This window comes from Endozoicomonas sp. GU-1, assembly GCF_027366395.1.
Lineage (GTDB): Bacteria > Pseudomonadota > Gammaproteobacteria > Pseudomonadales > Endozoicomonadaceae > Endozoicomonas.
Window position 1 is genome coordinate 246,703 of sequence record NZ_CP114771.1, and the last position, 21,293, is coordinate 267,995.

Annotated in this window: 21 protein-coding genes, 1 tRNA gene and 1 other RNA gene; 14 read left to right on the forward strand and 9 right to left on the reverse strand. The window is 48.9% G+C overall.

Annotated elements, in window-relative coordinates:
• Window positions 1-4: 4 nt before the first annotated feature.
• Both O3276_RS01145 and O3276_RS01150 read right to left on the reverse strand, forming a co-directional pair.
• On the reverse strand, window positions 5-268 hold the full coding sequence (locus tag O3276_RS01145; protein WP_269673985.1) for a hypothetical protein: 264 nt from the start codon (window positions 266-268) through the stop codon (window positions 5-7).
• Entirely contained in the window at window positions 265-1,317 is a 1,053-nt protein-coding gene (locus O3276_RS01150) for an RNA ligase family protein (RefSeq protein WP_269673986.1), read from the reverse strand. Before O3276_RS01150 ends, O3276_RS01145 begins: the two co-directional genes overlap by 4 nt.
• 940 nt (window positions 1,318-2,257) lie before the next feature.
• On the opposite strand from O3276_RS01150, the gene O3276_RS25595 reads away from it, so the two are divergent.
• The 7 genes from O3276_RS25595 (at window position 2,258) to O3276_RS01185 (ending at window position 6,789) form a co-directional block, all read left to right on the forward strand.
• Window positions 2,258-2,725 (forward strand): TMEM165/GDT1 family protein, encoded by a 468-nt coding sequence (locus O3276_RS25595; RefSeq protein ID WP_269673987.1) that lies wholly within the window; start codon window positions 2,258-2,260, stop codon window positions 2,723-2,725.
• Window positions 2,659-2,877 (forward strand): TMEM165/GDT1 family protein, encoded by a 219-nt coding sequence (locus O3276_RS25600; protein WP_269673988.1) that lies wholly within the window; start codon window positions 2,659-2,661, stop codon window positions 2,875-2,877. The genes O3276_RS25595 and O3276_RS25600 overlap by 67 nt, the downstream gene beginning before the upstream one ends.
• A 151-nt stretch (window positions 2,878-3,028) precedes the next feature.
• Window positions 3,029-3,125, forward strand: an RNA gene (gene ffs, locus O3276_RS01165) — signal recognition particle sRNA small type.
• Between the two features lie 151 nt (window positions 3,126-3,276).
• Entirely contained in the window at window positions 3,277-5,427 is a 2,151-nt protein-coding gene (gene dnaX, locus O3276_RS01170; protein ID WP_269673989.1) for a DNA polymerase III subunit gamma/tau, read from the forward strand.
• A gap of 67 nt (window positions 5,428-5,494) precedes the next feature.
• A complete protein-coding gene (locus O3276_RS01175) occupies window positions 5,495-5,821 on the forward strand; it encodes a YbaB/EbfC family nucleoid-associated protein (protein WP_101746317.1) in 327 nt (108 codons plus the stop codon).
• 75 nt (window positions 5,822-5,896) lie between these two features.
• The gene (recR, locus tag O3276_RS01180; protein ID WP_101746318.1) at window positions 5,897-6,496 is read left to right on the forward strand and encodes a recombination mediator RecR; all 600 of its coding nucleotides are present in this window, start codon (window positions 5,897-5,899) and stop codon (window positions 6,494-6,496) included.
• Complete coding sequence (locus O3276_RS01185) at window positions 6,493-6,789, forward strand: DUF72 domain-containing protein (RefSeq protein WP_269675919.1); 297 nt, start codon at window positions 6,493-6,495, stop codon at window positions 6,787-6,789. Before recR ends, O3276_RS01185 begins: the two co-directional genes overlap by 4 nt.
• 68 nt (window positions 6,790-6,857) lie before the next feature.
• Here the strand turns inward: O3276_RS01185 and O3276_RS01190 are convergent.
• A tRNA-Pro gene (locus O3276_RS01190) sits at window positions 6,858-6,934 on the reverse strand.
• A gap of 381 nt (window positions 6,935-7,315) precedes the next feature.
• On the opposite strand from O3276_RS01190, the gene lon reads away from it, so the two are divergent.
• The 7 genes from lon to O3276_RS01225 all read left to right on the forward strand — a co-directional run bounded on the left by lon (window position 7,316) and on the right by O3276_RS01225 (window position 16,540).
• Complete coding sequence (gene lon / locus O3276_RS01195; protein WP_269673990.1) at window positions 7,316-9,739, forward strand: endopeptidase La; 2,424 nt, start codon at window positions 7,316-7,318, stop codon at window positions 9,737-9,739.
• A gap of 701 nt (window positions 9,740-10,440) precedes the next feature.
• Window positions 10,441-10,713 carry a nucleoid-associated protein HU-beta gene (hupB, locus tag O3276_RS01200; protein WP_209274988.1) on the forward strand — a complete coding sequence of 91 codons (273 nt, stop codon included), beginning with the start codon at window positions 10,441-10,443 and terminating at the stop codon, window positions 10,711-10,713.
• A 229-nt stretch (window positions 10,714-10,942) separates the two neighbouring features.
• Window positions 10,943-12,247, forward strand: a complete 1,305-nt coding sequence (locus O3276_RS01205; protein ID WP_269673991.1) for a SurA N-terminal domain-containing protein — start codon at window positions 10,943-10,945, stop codon at window positions 12,245-12,247.
• Window positions 12,219-12,845, forward strand: coding sequence for a peptidyl-prolyl isomerase family protein (locus O3276_RS01210; protein WP_269673992.1), 627 nt, complete (start codon window positions 12,219-12,221; stop codon window positions 12,843-12,845). The genes O3276_RS01205 and O3276_RS01210 overlap by 29 nt, the downstream gene beginning before the upstream one ends.
• A gap of 320 nt (window positions 12,846-13,165) precedes the next feature.
• Window positions 13,166-14,296, forward strand: a complete 1,131-nt coding sequence (locus O3276_RS01215; protein ID WP_269673993.1) for an S-(hydroxymethyl)glutathione dehydrogenase/class III alcohol dehydrogenase — start codon at window positions 13,166-13,168, stop codon at window positions 14,294-14,296.
• A gap of 77 nt (window positions 14,297-14,373) precedes the next feature.
• Entirely contained in the window at window positions 14,374-15,213 is an 840-nt protein-coding gene (gene fghA, locus O3276_RS01220; protein WP_269673994.1) for an S-formylglutathione hydrolase, read from the forward strand.
• Window positions 15,214-15,310: 97 nt separating this feature from the next.
• The gene (locus O3276_RS01225; protein ID WP_269673995.1) at window positions 15,311-16,540 is read left to right on the forward strand and encodes a hypothetical protein; all 1,230 of its coding nucleotides are present in this window, start codon (window positions 15,311-15,313) and stop codon (window positions 16,538-16,540) included.
• 10 nt (window positions 16,541-16,550) lie between these two features.
• Here O3276_RS01225 and O3276_RS01230 read toward each other — a convergent pair whose 3' ends face one another.
• The 6 genes from O3276_RS01230 to O3276_RS01255 all read right to left on the reverse strand — a co-directional run bounded on the left by O3276_RS01230 (window position 16,551) and on the right by O3276_RS01255 (window position 21,265).
• On the reverse strand, window positions 16,551-17,117 hold the full coding sequence (locus tag O3276_RS01230; protein WP_269673996.1) for a hypothetical protein: 567 nt from the start codon (window positions 17,115-17,117) through the stop codon (window positions 16,551-16,553).
• 190 nt (window positions 17,118-17,307) lie between these two features.
• Window positions 17,308-17,796, reverse strand: coding sequence for a hypothetical protein (locus O3276_RS01235; protein WP_269673997.1), 489 nt, complete (start codon window positions 17,794-17,796; stop codon window positions 17,308-17,310).
• 1,142 nt (window positions 17,797-18,938) lie between these two features.
• Window positions 18,939-19,457, reverse strand: coding sequence for a hypothetical protein (locus O3276_RS01240; RefSeq protein ID WP_269673998.1), 519 nt, complete (start codon window positions 19,455-19,457; stop codon window positions 18,939-18,941).
• A gap of 97 nt (window positions 19,458-19,554) precedes the next feature.
• A complete protein-coding gene (locus tag O3276_RS01245) occupies window positions 19,555-19,866 on the reverse strand; it encodes a HigA family addiction module antitoxin (protein ID WP_269673999.1) in 312 nt (103 codons plus the stop codon).
• A 275-nt stretch (window positions 19,867-20,141) separates the two neighbouring features.
• Window positions 20,142-20,603: a hypothetical protein gene (locus tag O3276_RS01250; RefSeq protein WP_269674000.1), complete on the reverse strand. Its 462-nt coding sequence runs from the start codon at window positions 20,601-20,603 to the stop codon at window positions 20,142-20,144.
• A 50-nt stretch (window positions 20,604-20,653) separates the two neighbouring features.
• Complete coding sequence (locus O3276_RS01255) at window positions 20,654-21,265, reverse strand: hypothetical protein (protein WP_269674001.1); 612 nt, start codon at window positions 21,263-21,265, stop codon at window positions 20,654-20,656.
• Between the last annotated feature and the right edge of the window lie 28 nt (window positions 21,266-21,293).

Genomic DNA, 21,293 nt, shown 5'->3' on the forward strand with positions numbered 1-21,293 from the left:
CCGGTCATGGAGATTTGACTGGAAAAAGCTGGAGGTTGGCCTGTTTTATCAGTTCAACCAGCCTTTTGTTAATGTATCCTTTCATTTTTCCCCACGCCAGGATCTCCTCACTCCCCGGGTGCGTGTTGACCAACTCATCTCTGGCCATGTCGAAAACTGTTGATATCTTCTGGCCCAACTCCTTTCGATGATTCAGTGTGCCCTGTTCTTTAATCAGGTCCCTCCGCTCAATAATGTCAAGTAACTGGTTAGCCAGTTTCTTTCTCACCTGATCTTCAACTTTTCCGCCAGCAGACGATGCCCCTGCTTCCCCGACAACCCAGTCTGCCAGGAGTTTATAACAAAAGCGTCGTCTGGTATCTGTCCCCTCAACAAAGCAGGGTAGCGGCTCATTGTTTCTCTTTTTTCCTGAATGGCGTTGCTGGCTTCCGTATCCCTGAAAGTGGGTACATACAACAATTCACGCTCGGGCTGAATCACTACCCCTTCAATATCCGTAGTCAATTCTGAAGGCATGATCTCGATGTTATTCACTTGACTGGCAAGCATCGCAGCCGATGTTCCGGGAACATGATTAACCTTGAAATTACAGAGTTCCATGAATGTTCCTTCTGCCAGCACATTGACCTTTTGCAGGTTTGGAGGACGAATTTCCTTATCCCACAACTGACTGAACTGATCGAAAGGGAGTTGTTCCCCCTCTATATCCAAGGCAAATGCAATCAAGTGATGACTCAAGCCGTAATTCTGCCTGTTTTGAATATTAAAGCCCACCATTTCACAGCGGAGGAAGACAGTATCGATGTTATTTTTATTCATCCAGCGATTAACAGCAAAAATATCTTCAGTGTATTTATTCTCGATAAGCCCTGCCAAAGGATCGCTTTTGTTATGTACCTTGGTCAGTCTTTTGTATAAACAAACGTTGCCATTCCTGTCGACTTTAATGGTGGTATTAATGCCATCGTGCTTTTCTGTTGCGACACATTTAAGTGCATCAACATCCACTTCATTGATTGATCGCAATTCAGACATGAATCGGTTGTGTTTTTCCTGATCCGTTCTGGAACCGATTATCGAGTTAAAATACCTGAAACCGAGCTGGCTTCCTTCGGCCTCATAATTTACCGTTATTCCATAATCATCAAGGCATTTTTTCTCAGGTGTTGTCGTATATGTCCCGTCATTGATTTTTACCCGGGTTTCTGGCTTGACTGCTTGTGTTTTGCTGCCATCAAACTCTGTTGAATATTCGTTCGATAATTGGTTTGTCAGTGCGGTTGCTGTTGGTGGTGAAATTGTTGATGGTGTAAACATTATTCAATACCTGTCAAATAATGGCTGTCAGAAAAAACAAATGTTTCAGGGAATCATAGGTCTTTCAGTTGATACGTGTTGAACTTTTTTTTGGAAAAAAAGTCTATAAAATTTTGATTTGGCATTTTTTCTTTAGAAAGTCGTTTTCATATGAGCTGACCCGGCATTAATGACTTATTTTCCATACTGGTCAACAGGAATTGAATAGTGCAGTCTACATCATGCCCAAGTGCGCCGTCCTGCCATCTAAAAGACTACTTTTTGAACGAAGAGGTATTAATAACCTCATGTACTTGCGGTCAAATTGGCTCACTTTTATGTTATGCGGTATCGACTCTCCCTAATGCTGTTCCTATTGGTTTTGTGTCATTTTGCACAGCTTCAGCCATTGGTCTGGCCATGGAGAAACGCAATATTGTCCGGCACGACTATGAAACCAAACTGTTGCTGATAAGCAACAAAGAGTTAAAAAAGAGTTAAAGGAAAAGCTTGAGCGATTATCCCAGAAGCAATGTGTTACTTTTCTTGGATGTAAAAAAAATCGGGATGCAATTGCAGATCTTAGAAAATTGATTAAAGGAAATGACGAAGTGCTGTATAAAAAGCTTGAGCGATTATCCAGGAAGGTAACCGAGAATAATCATACATGCACAATGAATAGCGAGAAAATGGAGGGCCTCCATGAACTGATAAACAACATGTCAACGGTAATAACTGAGCAGCCTGGGGTATTAAATCAACTACCCACAGACTGTTATCCGCAAAAAAACAAGTAGTTACCCTTGATATCTACTTGTTCCGATAATGGCATGGAGTCTGACGGCTGTCTTCTGGTTTGTAAGAAATATAGAACACATGATTTGTTCCATATCAGCACCGGCTTACAATGTTTTCTGTATTCTCCTGTCTGTTGTGTTCAATATTGTGGTTCAGTAGAGTCTTGACCAATTCCGGTTTCGATCCGGTTAAAGAGCCAATCATTCATCGCCTGCCCGGACTTGTTATGGAAACCTTTTCCCTTTCTGCACTGGTTGTTTTTCTCGCTGAAATCGGTGACAAGACCCAGCTACTGTCACTGATGCTGGCGTTGCGGTTTCGCGCTCCCTGGCTGATCTCTCTGGCTATTTTGCTGGCGACTCTGTTGAACCATGCCATTGCCGTCTGGTTTGGCAGTTGGGTGGTTGCCTGGATTTCCCCCGATATTCTTCAATATCTGATTGCTGCTTCCTTTTTTGCAGTTGCTGTATGGACCCTGACCCCGGATAAGTTGGATGACAAGGATGGGCCAATGACGGGTTATGGCGTTTTTCTAACGACACTGGCCCTGTTTTTGTGGCCGAAATGGGCGATAAGACCCAGGTCGCGACAGTGCTTCTGGCGGCTGAATATTCTGCCACGATCATGGTGATTGCGGGCACTACGCTGGGCATGATGCTGGCCAATATGCCCGTGGTCTTCTTTGGTGAGAATTTGGCAGAGAGGCTGCCACTGCAATGGATTCGCCGTGGGGCTGCGATGTTGTTTGCGGTGTTGGGTGTGTTGGCGCTGGTGAATCAATGATAATATTTTTCCGGGCTCACCAGCCGGAAAAAACCGGGCCTGATTGTGAATAAAATGATGGCCAGATGTGCGCTGGCAGTTGACGTCAGGTCGGGTTTTATGCAGAATGCGCTGCATCGGGACGCGATGCCCCGGTCTTTATGGTGGACCTTGCCGGTCCCCCCGCAATAATCAGCTACGAACCCCGCCAGGCCCGGAAGGGAGCAACGGTAGTAGTGACATTATGTGCCGGGGTGTGGCTGGCAGGGTTCGCCTCCATTATTTCGGGTTCTCCGGATTTCCCTCGCTCACAAACTCACTTTCAAATACCTCTCTAGCGCTTCCTGATCGTGCAATTTCAAGGCTTCTTGGTTAGCATAGATACTCTTTAATTTCCATATCAGGTATTGACGCTACTCAATGAGCTATCAGGTTCTTGCACGCAAATGGCGACCCCGTTCTTTCAAAGAGCTGGTAGGGCAGTCCCATGTTCTTCAGGCGCTGGTTAATGCCCTGGATCAGGATCGTCTTCACCATGCTTACCTGTTTACCGGTACCCGGGGTGTGGGTAAGACCACCATTGCCCGTATTTTTGCCAGGTGTCTGAATTGTGAGCAGGGTGTCAGCTCGACCCCCTGTGGCCAGTGTTCAGCCTGTAAAGAGATTGATGATGGCCGGTTTGTGGACCTTATTGAAGTGGATGCGGCCTCCAGAACCAAGGTGGAAGATACCCGGGAACTGTTAGATAACGTCCAGTATGCACCAACCCGTGGGCGTTATAAGGTGTACCTTATCGATGAGGTACACATGCTCTCGGCGCACAGTTTTAACGCGCTGTTGAAAACACTGGAAGAGCCGCCTCCTCATGTGAAATTCCTGCTGGCAACCACCGATCCTCAAAAGTTGCCGGTGACTATTTTGTCCCGCTGTCTTCAGTTCAGCCTGAAGAATATGACGCCAGAGCGAATTGTTGGTCATCTGGAGAATATCCTCGGACAGGAACAGATTCCCTGCGAAGTGGCGGCCCTGTGGCAGCTGGCCCGTGCTGCGGATGGCAGTATGCGTGATGCCCTCAGTTTGACCGATCAGGCCATTGCTTTTGGCAATGGGCGGGTCAGTGAGGCTGAGGTGGGGGCGATGCTGGGTACCATTGACCAGGGGCAGGTGATGAAGATGGTGATGGCGCTGGCGACCGCCAATGCGGCCCATATCCTGGGTTCGGTGTCATCCCTGGCAGGACATTCGCCGGATTATCTGGCGGTACTGGATGATATGCTGTCCCTGCTGCATCGGGTGGCCATTGCCCAGGCTGTGCCCGATGCCGTTGATAACAGTCAGGGTGATCGTGAGCAGGTTATAGCGCTGGCATCATCAATGACGGCTGAGGATGTGCAGCTTTATTACCAGATTGGTCTTGTGGGCAAGAAAGATCTGCCCCTGGCGCCGGATCCCCGTGGTGGTTTTGAAATGGCCTTGTTGCGCATGCTGGCGTTCCGGCCCGATGGTGCGCCAGCGGCTGGCAGGCCGCTTGATATTTCTGGTGCAAAACAGGATGTGATGGCGGTTGCACCGCCGCCGACAAACAGTGTTGCCTCTTCTGCGCAAAGCTTTTCATCGGCTGAGGGCTCTTCATTGGCTGAGGGCTCTTCACCGGCTGAGGGCTCTTCATCGGCTGAAGGCTCTTCATCTCACAACAGTACGTCTGATGAAGAAGGAGCTTCTGATCCGGAGCCTGAGCCTGCTGCCCAACAAGTTGATGCGCCTGCTGTTATTCATGAAACTGCTCAGGAAACAGTTGAGCACGAAAACCCTTCGGTCCAGAGCGGTGGCCTCAGGGATACCTTTGAGCCTCCTGTTTTTGCTGATGAGCCACCCAAGACACCAGCAGAGGAAATAGCCTCCCGGGCAGTGGTCAGTGAAGATACACCGCCAGTCCCCGAGGTCGTTCCACTGTCAGCTTATGACCAGGCTGCCTTTGAGTCGCCTGTTTATGATGAGCGTGACAGTGCTCTGGATGATATGCAGGCACACTGGTCGTCCGGAGATTCTCAGGAAATCGCTACTGTAGCGGATGCCTCTCAGTCACTGAGTCTGCCATCGGTTGTTGCCCCTGAAGCCCCGGTCAGGGCAGTGGTGGAATTACCGGCAAAAGAAGACCGGGTGTCATTTACGCAGATGGATGTTGTGAGCTGGGTTCAGGTTTTTCGTGGCCTTCCCCTGGGAGGGGTGACAGGCACCATTGGTTCCCATTGTGAGTTTGTTGACAGTGAACAGGGTGTCGTCCGGTTACGACTTGATGAACAGCGCAGCACGCTCTACAACGACACCCATCGTCAGCGTGTGGAAAAGGCGCTGTGTGATTATTTTGAGCAGTCCGTTAAACTGTCAATTGACACTGGTCGTATTGTTAATGAAACTCCTGCTGCCTGGCGCGAACGGAAAATCGCCGAGCGTCTCCAGGAAGCGAAAGAGAGTATTTATTCCGATGCCAGGGTAAAGGGGTTGATTGAGACCTTTTCGGCCATGGTTCTGGATGACTCGATTCAGCCAGTTGGTAATATTATCAAGTAAAAAGCCCGGGCGTGATGATCGGTGAATTCCGGTGGTCCTTGTTTGGTGTTTTTGTGCAGAGGTCAATATGTTTAAAGGTGGTATGGGCAATCTGATGAAGCAGGCCCAGAAAATGCAGGAAGATATGGAGAAACTCCAGGAGGAGTTGGCCAATGCAGTAGTCACTGGTGAAGCCGGTGCCGGGCTGGTTAAGGTCATCATGACCGGTCGTTATGATGTTCGTAAGGTGGAGATCGATCCAAGTCTGTTTGCGGAAGATAAGGAGATGTTGGAAGATCTGGTGGCTGCAGCTATTAATGATGCGGTGCGTAAAGTAGAAGAGAACAACAAGGAAAAAATGGGTGAGCTGACCTCAGGGCTCGGTCTTCCAGCCGGTATAAAGCTGCCATTCTAAACTCCTTACGCCCGACACGCTTGCTAGAACTAATGGGTGTCGGGTAGCGATATCATTGTTAATCAGGTTTTGTTTATGTTCAGCCCCATGATCAGGGAATTGATGGAGTCATTGCGCTGTCTGCCAGGCGTGGGGCCGCGTTCGGCCCAGAGAATGGCGTTGCACCTGCTGGAAAGGGATCGTGACGGGGCTGTGCGCTTGTCGGCTGCTCTCAGACAGGCTGCCGAAGGGGTGGGGCGATGCGGGCATTGCCGTACCCTGACAGAAGAACCTGTCTGTCAGATTTGTGCCAATCCCGGCAGGGATGAAAAACTGTTGTGTATTGTCGAGAATCCTTCGGATGTTATGGCCTTTGAGCAGGCCGGTGGCTTTTCAGGGCGTTACTTTGTGTTAATGGGGCATTTGTCGCCTATTGATGGTATCGGGCCAGAAGATATTGGCATTGAACACCTGTTGAAAACGGTGGCTGATAATCAGGTAGAGGAGGTCATCCTGGCAACCAACCCGACGGTGGAAGGTGAGGCCACGGCGCACTATATTGCTGAGGAGTTGAAAACCCTTGGGGTGACGGCCACTCGCATTGCCCATGGTGTTCCCCTGGGTGGTGAGCTTGAGTTTGTGGATGGTGGTACCCTGGCCCATGCCCTGGCAGGCCGCAAGAAGGTTGAAATCTGACTCAGGCCAAAAAGCCCCGTCTTCCCGTGCATGAAATTGCTACCGGACAGTTTCCAATGATTCGTTTTATTGGCCTGGGGGATATGACCTGTGATGAAGAGTATCTTATACCCTGGCAGCACAAGTTGAGGGAATGGATATCAGCAGGAAAACAACCCTACTTTTTTATGCATAGCCCAAGTAATCGCGAGGTTCCTGTTCTGGCCAAGCGCTTTCATGACAGTTTTCAGGACTTGTCCGGATGGCATCCGCTGAAGATTGAGGCTGAAACCGATCAGCTGGATATCTTCTAAAAGATGGCGGATTTGAAGGCTTGGGTAAAACAGGTAGTGGATAAATCTGAGAGATAGGTGAAAAAATTTGGTCGGAGCGAGAGGATTTGAACCTCCGACCCCCACAACCCCATTGTGGTGCGCTACCAGGCTGCGCTACGCTCCGACTCTCCTGAAGAGTCGATGCGACGTCTCTTCCGAATGACTGTTATGTTACCTGAACGAAGTTCTTTTGCAAGTTCTTGATGTTACAAGATTCTTTATCCCGGACTTGAGTGCCGATGAAGCGTCCCTTAGCCGTTTTCAGGAGACGAAAAGACGTGGCTATTGTAATTTAGCCGGAAAAGCCCCATCTTAGAGACCATGGCCGGTTTTACAGATGCCTGAGACTGTATTTCAGGTATTTCTGCTGTAGGCTGACCATTGATCAAACACGTAATAGATCGTGTCCTGAATGCCTGCCAGGTTTTCATTTTCCAGTTTTCAGCCAGCCAGCGGGCTGGTGGATGGCAGGCTTTATTGAGATTGAACATATAGGGGCTGAGCTATGGATAATAAAGATACCCTGCAACCATCAGAGCATTATGAATTGCCCTTGTTGCCCCTCCGTGATGTGGTGGTCTACCCGCACATGGTGATCCCGCTGTTTGTCGGCCGGGAAAAATCCATCCAGGCGCTGGACCTGGCAATGTCTGGTGACAAGAGAATTCTGCTGGTAGCCCAGAAAAGTGCCCAGACCGATGAGCCTCAGGTGGAAGACCTGTTTTCTGTGGGCACCGTTGCCAGCATTCTGCAATTGCTGAAGTTACCAGACGGAACGGTCAAGGTTCTGGTGGAAGGTGAGACTCGGGTAACGATTGACTCGGTCTATGAAGACGATGGGCTGGTTAAGGCGAAAGTTCATGAGCAGCTGTCAGAGCAGATCAGCGACCGGGAAGGTGAGCTGTTGGTTCGTTCTGTGATGTCTCAGTTTGAGCAGTATGTGCAATTGAGCAAGAAAGTACCGAATGAGGTGCTTAGCTCATTATCCGGTATCAAAGACCCGGCCAAGCTGGTGGATACCATCAGTGCACACATGCCCATGAAGATCGAAGACAAGCAGAAAATGCTTGAGATCATCGACCTGGGCGACCGGTTGGAGTATCTGATTGGTATTATGCAGGGTGAGATGGATTTTCTGCAGGTGGAAAAGAAAATCCGTGGTCGCGTCAAGAAACAGATGGAGCGCAGCCAGCGTGAGTATTACCTGAATGAGCAGATGAAAGCCATTCAGAAAGAGTTGGGGGATATGGACGATGCGCCCAACGAGCTGGAAGAGCTGAAAGCGAAAATTGATCAGGCGGGGATGACCCTGGAGGCCAGGGAGAAAACCCTGGCGGAACTGGCCAAGCTGAAAATGATGTCGCCGATGTCCGCAGAGGCAACGGTGGTCAGGGGCTATATTGACTGGATGCTCAGTGTTCCCTGGAAAAAGCGCAGCAAAGTCCGCCATGATATGAAGCGTGCCCAGGATATTCTTGAGGCTGACCACTACGGGCTGGAAGAGGTCAAGGAACGTATCCTTGAATATCTTGCCGTGCAGAAGCGGGTTCGTAAACTGAAGGGGCCTGTGCTCTGTCTGGTGGGGCCTCCCGGGGTTGGTAAAACATCACTGGGTGAGTCACTGGCCAGGGCGACGAATCGCAAGTTTGTCCGTATGGCGCTGGGTGGCGTTCGTGATGAGGCGGAGATTCGCGGTCACCGCAGGACTTACATTGGCTCCATGCCCGGTAAACTGATCCAGAAGATGGCCAAGGTTGAAGTGAAAAACCCGCTTATCCTGCTGGATGAGATCGACAAAATGGGCTCTGATATGCGTGGTGATCCGGCTTCAGCGTTGCTGGAGGTGCTGGATCCTGAACAGAACAACTCATTCAATGACCACTATCTGGAAGTGGATTACGATCTTTCCGATGTTATGTTTGTCTGTACCTCCAACTCCATGGATATTCCCGGGCCGTTGCTGGATCGTATGGAGGTGATCCGCATTCCGGGTTACACCGAGGATGAGAAACTCAATATTGCCAAGCGTTATCTGGTGCCCAAGCAAATCAAGCGCAGTGGCCTCCGTAAGGGCGAGCTGTCCTTTGCTGATGATGCAGTGCTGGATATCATCCGCTACTACACCAAAGAAGCGGGTGTTCGTGGACTTGAGCGGGAAATTGCCAAGGTCTGTCGCCGGGCGGTGAAACAGGAAGCGCTGTCTGAAAAGGACCGCAAGAGCGCGGTTACCACGGAAGTGCTTGAAGACTTCCTTGGGGTTCGCAAGTTCACCTATGGACGGGCTGAAGATCAGGATCAGATCGGTCAGGTAACCGGGCTGGCCTGGACATCGGTTGGCGGCGAGTTGCTGACCATTGAGTCGGTAGCGGTTCCCGGCAAAGGGCAGATTATCAAAACCGGCTCCCTGGGCGATGTGATGCAGGAGTCCATCCAGGCGGCATTGACGGTGGTTCGCTCCCGTGCTGCCGCCATGGGTATTGAACCTGATTTTCATCAGAAGAACGATCTGCACATTCACGTTCCTGAAGGTGCGACGCCAAAAGATGGCCCAAGTGCGGGTATCGGTATGTGTACCGCCCTTGTGTCCATTCTGACCGGGATTCCGGTTCGGGCCGATGTTGCCATGACCGGCGAGATCACCCTCCGGGGGCAAGTCCTGGCCATCGGCGGTCTGAAAGAGAAACTTCTGGCAGCCCATCGTGGTGGTATCAAGAAGGTGTTGATTCCTGAAGAGAACCGTCGCGACCTGAAAGAGATCCCTGACAATATCAAGGATGACCTGGACATTATTCCGGTTCAGTGGATTGATGAAGTTCTGGAAGTGGCTCTGTCGTATATGCCCGAAGCCCTGCCAGAAAAAGCGCTGGAAGTTGCCGATTCCGAGCAGAAAACCGGTCAGAAAAGTGATGAACGTGTCAATACCCACTGACCGTTGAATGTGAAGGCCGCCCTGTATTGGGCGGTCGTTCAGTAATGACGGGGCTTTCCGGTGGATTCTTCAGTTGACATAACGGCCGGACGATTGGTATAAATTGCCGCTACTTCGGATCAGGAGTTAGGTCGAAGCCATAGAGTCAGGTTGTCAGCTCAACTGTCAGACAACTGTATGCTAATGCGGATAAAAGTAGACTTCTTTTACCGGAATGACCGGACAGGTACAGACTGTAACCGGTGATTTGCTTTCCTATGACCCTCCAGACAAGAAACGCAGGAATGACTCTGCTTCCCCGATTTGATGAGCCTTCGGGCTACTGTCTTCAGTAGCACGGGGGAAGCGGGTTTCCCGCCAGACTTCTTGAATCCAGTCAGACAATTTGCTTGACGGCAGATTATCAGACTTCATACTGCCCCGGTGTTATCGTTCGCTGTCAGTGTTCGATGGTTGCCATTGGCAAATGATTTCTGGTGATTATTTTCAGTGGTTTTAGATCAAATTGGCTGGTTGGCAGGCTATTAATGACGAAGGTGCATGTATGGTGCTTGTTTTTCACAGGAAAATGCAGCAGCATATCGGTCGCACCTGATAGGGTAGATGACAGAAGACCGGTAAATTACTCAGTTGCCAGCACGCTTTCTGTGTCTATCCTCTGTTAATGATTGAAAACGCATCCTACTTAGAAGGGGAATAGAGTGAACAAGTCCGAGCTTATTGATGCTATCGCTGCATCTGCAGACATTTCTAAGGCTGCCGCTGGTCGAGCCCTGGACGCCGTGATTAGCTCTGTCACTGGTGCACTGAAAAATGGTGAGCAGGTTGTTCTGGTAGGTTTTGGCACATTTTCTGTAAAAGAGCGTGCCGCTCGTACCGGCCGTAACCCGCAGACTGGTGAGCCGATTGAAATCGCCGCTGCCAGAATTCCAAGCTTCAAGGCTGGTAAGGCTCTTAAGGATGCCGTGAACTGATCTGGTACGGTTCACTGTTATAGTGCTTTAATCGGTTCTATTTCATCAGGTGGGCAAGGCAGGGTTCCACATGAATTATTCCAGGGGAGTTGTCTGCCGGTTCACCAGAAAGCGCATCCGATGATGCGCTTTTTTTTTAAACCCGGTCTTCACTGTTGATGCGAAGGCAGGGTGCGAAGAACAAGGGATATGCTCTGCTGTCTCAGCGGCCCTGGTACCTGAGGTTATTATGCTGCAATCGATGAGGGACAAAGCGAAGAGTTGGGTGACATTTGTTGTCGTCGGCATCATCGCTTTTATGATGGCCATTACTGGTCTGGAAACGCTTGCGCCCAATCCAAACAACCCGGAAGTGGCGTCAGTCAATGGTAAGGATATAACCCGGGCAGAGTTGGCTCAGGCTGTTGACCAGCAGCGGCGGGTTTTGCTTCAGCAAATGGGCGGTCAGTTTGATCCTGCCATGCTGGACGATCAGTTACTGCAAAGCTCGGTTCTTGAAGCCCTGATTGATCGTCAGTTGCTACTGCAAAACGCTGAAGATCAGAAAATGGATATTGGCAAAGCCGAGATTGATAAGCTGATCGTATCCATGCCGCAGTTTCAGCAAAACGGCCGCTTTGATGCCGACCGTTTTCAGATGATGGTTCGCAGTTATGGTATGACACCATTGCAGTTCCGCGATGCCATCCGTGAAGAAACACTCTTGCAGCAATTACGCGCCGGGGTTGCCAATACCGAATTTGTGACTGCAGAAGAACTCAAGCGACTGCAGAGTCTTGAAGGTCAGACCCGGGACCTCGCCTGGGTTATGCTGTCGGCGGAACCAGTGCGTCAGGCCATTACGCCTTCCGAAGAAGAGATTAACACTTACTACCAGGCTAACTCCAATCAGTTTATGACGCCTGAGCAGGTTGTCGTAAACTACGTGGTTCTGAACAAGGCGGAGATTGCCAAGGGTATCGATGTCTCTGCTGAAGATATTGAAGCTGAATACCAGTACCGTGTCGAACAGTTGCAGCAACAGTCTGGCAATAATGCCCATGTCTCCGTTATCTTGATTCAGACCGGTGAAGATCGCACCCTTGATGAAGCGCAAGCACGGGCCAATGAAGTGGTTGCCAAACTGCAAGCCGGAACCGGGTTTGCCGAGTTAGCCAGGTCCTATTCTGATGATCCGATGACCGCTGAGAACGGCGGTGATCTGGGGGCTGTTGAGCCGGGCTTCTTTGGCGATGCTTTTGACAACACCGTTGCCGGTTTGAACGTTGGTCAGGTTTCTGAGCCTATTGAAACGGATTTCGGTATACAGATCCTGAAAGTGACTTCCCGTGATCAAGCGGATGTGCCATCGCTGAATGAAATGCGCGCAGACATTGAGGTGGCACTCAAGCAGAATGAAGTTGACTCCCTGTTCATTGAACAAACCAGGCAGCTCGCGGATATCAGCTTTGAGGCTTCTGATCTGGCTCAGCCAGCAGAGCAGCTGGGCCTGACCGTATTGACCAGTGAGCCCTTTGGTCGAAGAGGGTGCTGAGTCAGGTATTGCCGCTGATCCCCGCGTGTCGGCTGCGGCTTTCAGTGATGATGTATTGGATCTCGGTGCCAATAGTGAGCTGATTGAGATTACTCCGGAACAGGCTGTTGTGGTCCGGGTTAAGGAGCACAAAAAACCTGAGCTGATACCCCTTGCTGATGTGCAGGAAACCATCGTTAATGCCCTGAAGAACAGCCGCGCCCGGGAACAGCTGGCCAGCCGTGCAGAACAGATGGTGACGACCCTGCAGTCCGGCACAGCGCTGAACGTGCTGGCTGATGAACAGAAGCTGGACGTGGTTGAGAGTCCTGCAACCAGCAGGAATATGCCCGGTGTGCCTGCACAGCTCTTGCAGGAAGCCTTTAAAATGCCTCATCCCGGAAACAGTGTCGCCTATCGTTCAGTTACTCTGGCAAATGGTGATTATGCAGTGGTTGGCCTGAGTGCCATTTATCCCGGTGAGGCCGTGGCAAATGCTGAGCAGCTCAAAGGATTGGGTCAGTTTATTGCTGCTGGCAATGGGCGCATAATGTTTGATGAGTACCTTGCCAGTCTGAAGGAGAGAGGTAAGGTACAAATCCTGCTTGATAATCAATAATGAATTGAGTTTGGATGCAACGTCCCGGAGGCCACCGAAAGGTGGCCTTTGTCGTTAAGAAGAAACAGAAAAAATTGTCCTGACGGTTTTCCTGTTATCAGGTAGAGAGTAGCCATAGTCTTTGCGGTCATCTTCCTGCGGGCAAGTACCAGCACTCAATTATCCAGTCAGAGATGGCGAGCATAACGATATACTCACCCTGAGCCGCCGTAGCCGTGATCCTGATCTCCCCTTGCAGCGTCTCCTGCCATTGTTAAACTGTTGGTTTCAGCTACGGTTTTCGGTAGTGGTCTAACAATAAGCGATATTGGGGAATAGTAATGTCCGATCAATTTATTAAATCAAAAGCGGCCATTGCCTGGGGGGCAGGCCAGCCGTTGTCGATCGAAGAAGTCGATGTGATGTTACCAAAGGCTGGCGAGGTGCTGGTTCGCATCGTTGCTACAGGTGTTTGCCATACCGATGCCTTTACCTTGTCCGGTGATGACCCGGAGGGGGTATTTCCTGCCATTCTTGGTCATGAGGGTGGCGGGATTGTCGAACAGGTGGGGGAGGGCGTGACCAGTGTTGCCGTTGGTGATCATGTCATTCCACTCTACACACCGGAGTGTGGTGAGTGTAAATTTTGCCGTTCAGGTAAAACCAACCTCTGCCAGAAAATACGTGAAACCCAGGGAAGGGGGCTGATGCCCGATGGTACGACCCGATTTTATAAAGAGGGTCAGCCCATTTATCACTACATGGGCTGTTCGACATTTTCCGAGTATACTGTGTTACCCGAAATTTCACTGGCAAAAGTCAGCCCTGATGCACCGCTGGAAGAAGTCTGTCTGCTGGGTTGCGGAGTCACTACCGGTATGGGTGCGGTATTAAAGACCGCAAAGGTTCAGCCCGGGGACACCGTTGCCGTCTTTGGTCTTGGCGGTATTGGTCTATCGGCCATCATTGGTGCCAGAATGGCCGGTGCTGGCAGGATTATCGGGGTTGATATTAATGAGAAAAAATTTGAACTGGCCAGAAAGCTGGGAGCCACTGACTGTGTCAATTCAACATTGGTTGATAAACCGATTCAGGAGGTGATCGTCGAGATGACCGATGGTGGTGTTGACTTTTCCTTTGAGTGTATCGGAAATGTTAACGTCATGCGTTCTGCACTTGAGTGCTGTCACAAAGGCTGGGGGGAGTCGGTCATCATCGGCGTTGCCGGTGCTGGCCAGGAAATAGCCACCCGCCCATTCCAGCTGGTGACCGGGCGTGTATGGCGTGGATCCGCATTTGGAGGGGTGAAAGGCCGTTCTGAGCTGCCGGGCATTGTCGAGCAATATTTGGCGGGTGAATTCAGGCTTGATGACTTTATCACCCATACCATGGCCTTGGAGGAGATCAACAGGGCGTTTGATCTGATGCATCAGGGGGAGAGTATTCGCTCTGTGATTCATTACCGGCAATAACTGTACCATCGGTTATTTTTTTTCACTGGGGCTTTACGGTTTTTTCAGTAAAGCCTGCCCCGTATTGAGCAAGGTCCATGTCTTTGGAAAATATCAGCAGTAATAAGCTGTTTGGTGGCTGGCATAAACAGTACACCCACGAGTCACAAACCCTTAACTGCAACATGCGTTTTGCCATCTATCTGCCTCCTGAGAGCCAGAGCCAAACGGTGCCCGTTCTGTACTGGTTGTCCGGGCTGACCTGTACCGATGAGAATTTTATGCAGAAGTCGGGAGCCCAGCGGGTAGCTTCAGAGTTGGGCATTGCCATTGTTGCACCGGATACCAGTCCCAGGGGGGATGACGTTCCGGATGATCCTGATGCTGCCTACGACTTCGGGCTTGGTGCCGGGTTTTATGTGAATGCTACCCGACAGCCGTGGCGTCAGTACTATCAAATGTATGATTATGTGGTTTCTGAGCTGCCAGAACTCATTGAACAGCACTTTCCTGTAAATGATAAACGGAGTATTGCTGGCCATTCCATGGGCGGTCATGGTGCGCTGGTGATTGCTTTGCGCAACCCTGACCGTTACTCATCGGTGTCTGCTTTCAGTCCGATCTGCAATCCGGTCAATGCGCCATGGGGACAAAAAGCATTTATGGGCTATCTTGGTAATGATCGCGAGCAATGGAAACACTATGATGCCTGCGAGCTGTTGAAAAGATCACCTGTAGTGGTTCCAACACTGGTGGATCAGGGCAGCAGGGATACCTTTTTGCACGAACAGTTGCGCCTGGATGTATTAAAAAAAGCAGTTGCAGACACAGGGTATCCAATGACCATAAGGATGCAGGAGGGATATGATCATTCCTATCATTTTATTGCCACGTTTATTGAGGATCACTTAAGATTTCACTCACAAAAGTTTTTATAGCTGACTGAAAAAGGTATTTACCGGTTTTTTGGCAAATACCTTATCTGTGCTTATGTATCAATTATTACTCAAAAATTAATATGACAGGGTGGCAATAATGCTTGGTAATGTAGCTTATCGAGAATGTATTCAGGGGATATTGTATAAAGAGTTAAACAAGGATTCTGATGATATAACTCCGGAATTATCTAAATATCTTGTTGGTGAATTAGAAAAAATTCATGTTAAATCACTTGAGGAATATTCAATCAGTTATGTTAATAAAAAGTTCGATACTATTACTAACTGTCAATATGTTCCTGTTCCTCTAATAGAAGACCTGGAGTTGCCGAGTGTATTAAAAGTGGTTCTCAATACTTCAGGGTTGTATGGTTATGATATTCAACGCAAAATAAATGGCGGCTTGAATCGAGAGTTTGCTAAAGATAATCCAAATCCATTTCATGCGAAAGTATGGCTGGATATTGGGGCGAAAATAGATGCTAAAGTCACAAATAAACTGAATTCAGGCCTGGAAAGAATGATAAAGAGTAATGAGCCCGTTCTTGCCGGAGACTGGTTGTCTCTGGGGGCAATGATACCCGACCTTCAGCAGAAACTTAATGAAGGTTTAAAAACAGCTACTACAGTGGATAAAGCGAAAGAATGGTGCGATCTGGGAGCTTCGATAGATACTAACGTTCAACTGAAATTAAATGAATGGTTAAAACAATCCCTGCAGCAAAAAGATGTGTCTGACGTAAAAGATTGTGTGGCAATGGGGGCCACCATAGAAAATCTTCAGCAACAACTTGACGATCTTCTGGCCAGTAAGCTTCATGAAGATAGACCTGACTCGACAGAAGTTATCTTTTTAAAACAAGCTGGTGCGGATATTAAACCTGAATTTCAAACAATTCTTGATTCAAATCTGGAAAGGGTTGCCCAGGAAAATAGCATTTTGCAATTTAAGCATTGGCTGGAACTGGGTGCCAAAAAAACTGATAAAACCAATCAATTTATAAATCTTGCCGCCCAGAGTTATGCGGCAGGTAATAATCCCCATGCTGTAAAAGAATGGGTGAGTTGCGGTGCAAACAACCCTTACAGTCAGGCTGATCTTAATGCAATGCTCCTAACAAAAATCCTTAATAATCGTCCTGATTCTGCTAGATGTCTCCTCGAACTGGGTGCGGAGGTTTGTTTTGATATACACGAAGAGCTGAACGATGGATTACTCAGGACAATAAATAAGGATGGCAGACCTTATTTAATAAGAGAGTGGTTGGATATGGGTGCAAGATTGACTCGCAGTGTGTTTGTAGTTAATGCATCTAAATCCTGTTAAAGTTCCTTACTTATGGAACACCCTTCTGTGAGTCCTTCAATGCTCTGCGTAAGCGGGATTTTTTATGAACCCGCCTTCTGTGCGCCCTTTGGCGCTCAGCGAAATCAGGATCATTCTGAATACGCTGCCTTTTGTGTTCTCTTTCCAGCTCTGCGTAAATTGGATCTCTGCGAAGCTCCCTTTTACGGTCCCTTTGCTGAGCCTTTTTGCGATCCCTTTGGCGCTGCCTTTGTTGTTCGTTCAGGTGCTGTTTTTGTCGCACTCTTTTGTGCTGCCTGGCGTACGTGTGATCTTTGTAAAATGCCCTCTGTCGTTCAACTATTGAAGAGTTACCTTCGGCAATGTCTTCTGCCCTGGATGCCCGGTTCAGGTTTGGCCGGTTAACTTCACCCACTGGTTGTACGTCTTTTGGCTCAGAGCTTATGGCAAGATCTGTTAACTGGTCTTCCTGATTCGATTGGTCCGCAGGTTCAATTATATAATCATGCAGTGGATTAAGAGGCTTAACGTTATTTTTCTGAATGTTTGAAGAGCTATGGTAAACAGAAAGAGGTGTGTCCATAGCCTGAACAGGCATGCCTTGGTAGGCAGGCTCTTGTTCAGGTTTACAAAATTGATCTTCTTGATTAAATAAACCCCCTGAACCAAAATAAAGATCATAAAAGTCAAGATTAAATGTAGGCGAGTTGTTGCAGTTGTCCATTGATTTATTGAATTATTGAGTTAGGCCTTCGGACTACTCCCTCCTATAAAATTTCCTCTCTTCATCAGGAGTCCTTTTGAAGTTTACTTTCAAGCGCCTCTTGCCGCTTCCTCAGGTGCATCAGGATGCTCACCCTGTTGCGACGATCCCTTGCCAAATCTATGCGGCGTTTCCTTTGGCGCTCTACATTGGCGGGATCTTTCCGATACTCCCTCGCCCACTCCTTCGCCCACTTCCTTGCCCGCTCTGCATAAGCGGGGTCTTTCCGACGCTCCTTTTCCCGCTTTCTTGCCAGCTCCCTTTGGCGCTCGACATGGGCGGGATCTTTCCGACGTTCCCTTGCCCACTCCCTTGCCCGCTCCCTTTGGCGCTCTGCATAAACAGGATCTTTGCGACGTTCCCTTGCCCACTCCCTTGCCCGCTTCCTAAGGCGCTCTGCATAAACGGGATCTTTACGACGCTCCCTTGCCTGCTCCCTTTGGCGCTCTGCATAAACGGGATCTTTGCGACGCTCTCTTACCCACTCCCTTTGGCGCTTCCTGAGCTGCTGCATGTAAGTGGGATCTTTGCGACTCTCACTTTGGCAAGGCTTTCTGCACACACTTTGGCATGCAACTATTGAAGCGTTAGCATCAGTCAATGCTTCTGCCGGAGTACACTGGTTATCACTTGTCGTTTGGTACTGGTTTAGCGGGTTAACTACAGCATCTGCTGGTAAATCTTGAGGGTCTGAGAGTATGGCTGGTAAGTCAGTTAATTGATAACCCGTATTTGAATAGTGCGCTGGCATGGGTTTCTCAATCTCAGGCTCGGTCCCCGTTAAGAAAGGTTGAATGGAGTTGGTGTGTGGTATTGATGATGGTTCATCATTAACGTTTTTACTACCAGAATTCCAGGGTCTACATTCGCCGGAAGTGTATTCTGTCACCTCAAGCATGTCTTTTAATAATGAGTCTGATGAAACATCTGGTGTTAGTACTTCAATATCATATACACTCAATGAATTAAAATCAGTGGCCTCATTCTGGTCTATATCTGACTGACTATTGAAAACAGAATAAGAGGGTAGTACCTGAACAGATATACCTTGATGCGTAAATTGTTTTTCATGCCTACTGTCTTGACATGGCGGTTCAACTAAAATGTCATGATAAAGCTCTTCAAAAGCAATATCAAAAGAAGGCAGGTTGTTATGGAGATTCATCAATTTATTGAAGTGTGTAATTGTTGAATTACAGATTATGACTATCTAATTGTAGAAAAGTTCATTATTGACAATACTTTCTTTCACGATGGTTTCTATTTCGCCGTCAGCAGTGCTCTTTGAACGATTGTCACATTTGTGTTGGGTTTAATGTCAGGATTTCCTGTTGTTCGATTTTTCCCATCCTGTTGTTTTATCTGCTTCAGGTGCTTGCGGATAGCGAACAATCACTTCCTATCAGGGGGGAGAGGTTGCTGATGGTGCCAGTAGATTTTCTTGTTTCTCGAAGGCTTCTTTTAGTATTGCCCGGATAACCGGGCCACCACCGATCTTAATGGTATAACGATTGCCTTTTCGGTTGATCCTGTAATCAACAGGAGGTCCGCCTGTGGAGCGGATGATTAACTGATGTGCCAACTGTATAAGCATTTCTTTATCAGCAGTCGCTTTTCTTCTAAACGCTCATAATTTAAAGCCCTGCCTTTTGTCCATCAGTGACGGCCAGGGTTGCGGGTAGGGGGTCTGCGCTTTGGGCGAACTTTAATTTTGTCACGCGCAGCCTGGTGATTAAGCCTTTCCACCTCGTCGGGTATAAGTTTGTCGTCTGCGGATTCAGACTGTTTGGTTATTTTCTCTGGTTCCGTAACAGACACTTCCTGATCGTCTTCTTTTGTACCGGCAGAATCATATTCAGCCTTGCTGTCACTGCCCTGCGATTCCCCGGTTAATGCTCTTTTTGCCAATACCGATTTTAATTCAGCCTGCATATCTGAGGGAGCTGCGGTGCGCTCTTTGATATTTGTCTTTACCAGCTCTTCTGACTCCTGAGCTGTGGGAGCCTGAGTAATAGTGGCTGTATTCGATGCTTGCCAGTTTTGTACTTTCCGACTGTCAAAGAAGCAATTCGCAGCACTGGCCAGAGCCTTCATTTTTTTCATAGGGCCTTTGTGGGACTGCAACGCTTCCGCGTAAACTCCTCTGGCGGCTTGGGTTCTTTCTGTTATTTTCATTATCTCGTTCCATGAGGTTTGATAATCTTTCATCGTACTATCGAACAATAACCTTTAGAAGTTCTCTGGTATAAAGGCGAAAATTTCAGGCCTGCTGTTATTGTTGTTGTTGGGCGGGTTCTATACGCTCAATATCATCCTGCTCAGCCTGTTGCACCCTGAACAGATCCCATCGTTGCTGGAGGTTTAGCCAGAAGTCGGCGGACATGCCAAAAAAACGGGCAAGGCGCAGGGCTGTACTTGGGGTAAGCCCCCGTTTGCCATTGACCAGCTCATTGACCCGCTGATAAGGGACATGAATCGCTGTAGCAAGCTCTCGCTGGGTGATGTTCATTGGCAGTAGAAACTCCTCCCGCAACATTTCGCCAGGATGAGTGGGTGCCCGGTTGGTTGGAATACGCGTCATCATTGCCTCCTAATGGTAATCCGTGATTTCAACATCAGCCGGACCAGAGTCGCTTCAGGCAAAACAAATCCTCAGTGGCCTTATCTCTGAAAGAAACGATCATATTAACATGATAGCACGGATGTCATGCTACAGGATGGTTTTAACAGGAGGGGCATTGTCTACCCGGTTTTGTAAATAATACGGGAATCTAAAATGCAGATACTGCCAGAGATAAAGTCCGGGCTGGTGAAATTTTGATTTGATTCCAGCCTCCGGTTAAGAGGCCGGTTAATTGTTTAATAGAATACCTTGGCAAATAAACGAGTGACGTTATCATCTGAAGTAGTGTGATAGTCCAAGCCTAATGACCAGTCATCATTCACTACATATTCAGCACCAATGTTAAAAACGTTGCTCTCATCAAATAGTTTTTCATCGTAATCCTGATATGCATAACCTGTTGTTAGCCAAAGGCCCCGCTCAAGATGGAATCGCACATCCAGTGATGCAGTATAGGAGGTGATGTCGGTTTTAACTTCGGCAGAACCCAGGGTTACAGTCGAATCTGTTCTGCCGACAGCGATGCCGGGAAGAGTATCAAGACGCTCAGTTGGCGAGATAACGAATTTACTGCCAACAAAATAGGTGTGTCCATCAAGGCTGGCATCACTGACTAACTTTCTTGCTTTCAGGCATCCGCCCCATCCTGATAGTCGACAGGCGTTCACCTTGAACATCGTAAAACGACAGGGTTCCACAACTGGCCTCCTGACAACCGGCTGGACCACGGGTGCGCTTGCCCTCGGATTTATTCTTCTCGCGTTTTTCCTGACGTTTGCCATCTTTCATCGGTAACATCACTCCATCCAGGGAAGCGGCCACGGTGGCAGCTTCTTTCGGGAACTTTGATGCTTTCCCTGAGGAGGCACTCGAAAGGCTCACGACGTTGTTCCCATTGATCATTGAACTGTCTGGGAAGCCTGGCCAGGGCGCTTTCCTGGGGTGTCATATTTCCCATAAGGTCAAGGAGGCTTTTGGCTTCACCAGGCGGCATTTGTGCCACCATCCATATTGCCTGCTTTGCGGCCCTCGGTGTCCAGAACCCCTCAACAATTCCTGCCTTAAGCTCCATGGGCACAATGCAAGGTTCTTTGTCATGCCGGTACAGTGTACGGGCAACCCGGACAGGGCCGACAGCTGACTGATAAGTTGCAGAACAGCACAATGCCCGGTGATAGCAGGTGCCATTGAGCTCAATGGCTGGTGCATCGACGTCGAGTGAAGCCAGGTCATTTGCAAGAACCTCACGCTCTGCCTGAGCAAAAAGAGCATGGACTTCGTTTTCATAATCTTCAAAATGCCTGATCGGATTATGATGCTGGCGCAGGCGGGTCAACATGAGTTCGAGCGTAAGCGCCAATAAAACCACCCTCATAGCCAGCCCAAAC

Excerpts from the sequence above, each read along its gene's own strand:
- O3276_RS01150 (WP_269673986.1), bottom strand. The coding sequence starts at position 1,317 with ATGTTTACACCATCAACAATTTCACCACCAACAGCAACCGCACTGACA.
- O3276_RS25600 (WP_269673988.1), top strand. The coding sequence starts at position 2,659 with ATGGGCGATAAGACCCAGGTCGCGACAGTGCTTCTGGCGGCTGAATAT.
- dnaX (WP_269673989.1), top strand. The coding sequence starts at position 3,277 with ATGAGCTATCAGGTTCTTGCACGCAAATGGCGACCCCGTTCTTTCAAA.
- O3276_RS01175 (WP_101746317.1), top strand. The coding sequence starts at position 5,495 with ATGTTTAAAGGTGGTATGGGCAATCTGATGAAGCAGGCCCAGAAAATG.
- recR (WP_101746318.1), top strand. The coding sequence starts at position 5,897 with ATGTTCAGCCCCATGATCAGGGAATTGATGGAGTCATTGCGCTGTCTG.
- lon (WP_269673990.1), top strand. The coding sequence starts at position 7,316 with ATGGATAATAAAGATACCCTGCAACCATCAGAGCATTATGAATTGCCC.
- O3276_RS01205 (WP_269673991.1), top strand. The coding sequence starts at position 10,943 with ATGCTGCAATCGATGAGGGACAAAGCGAAGAGTTGGGTGACATTTGTT.
- O3276_RS01215 (WP_269673993.1), top strand. The coding sequence starts at position 13,166 with ATGTCCGATCAATTTATTAAATCAAAAGCGGCCATTGCCTGGGGGGCA.
- fghA (WP_269673994.1), top strand. The coding sequence starts at position 14,374 with ATGTCTTTGGAAAATATCAGCAGTAATAAGCTGTTTGGTGGCTGGCAT.
- O3276_RS01225 (WP_269673995.1), top strand. The coding sequence starts at position 15,311 with ATGCTTGGTAATGTAGCTTATCGAGAATGTATTCAGGGGATATTGTAT.
- O3276_RS01230 (WP_269673996.1), bottom strand. The coding sequence starts at position 17,117 with ATGCCTGTTCAGGCTATGGACACACCTCTTTCTGTTTACCATAGCTCT.
- O3276_RS01235 (WP_269673997.1), bottom strand. The coding sequence starts at position 17,796 with ATGCAGCAGCTCAGGAAGCGCCAAAGGGAGTGGGTAAGAGAGCGTCGC.
- O3276_RS01240 (WP_269673998.1), bottom strand. The coding sequence starts at position 19,457 with ATGAAAATAACAGAAAGAACCCAAGCCGCCAGAGGAGTTTACGCGGAA.
- O3276_RS01245 (WP_269673999.1), bottom strand. The coding sequence starts at position 19,866 with ATGATGACGCGTATTCCAACCAACCGGGCACCCACTCATCCTGGCGAA.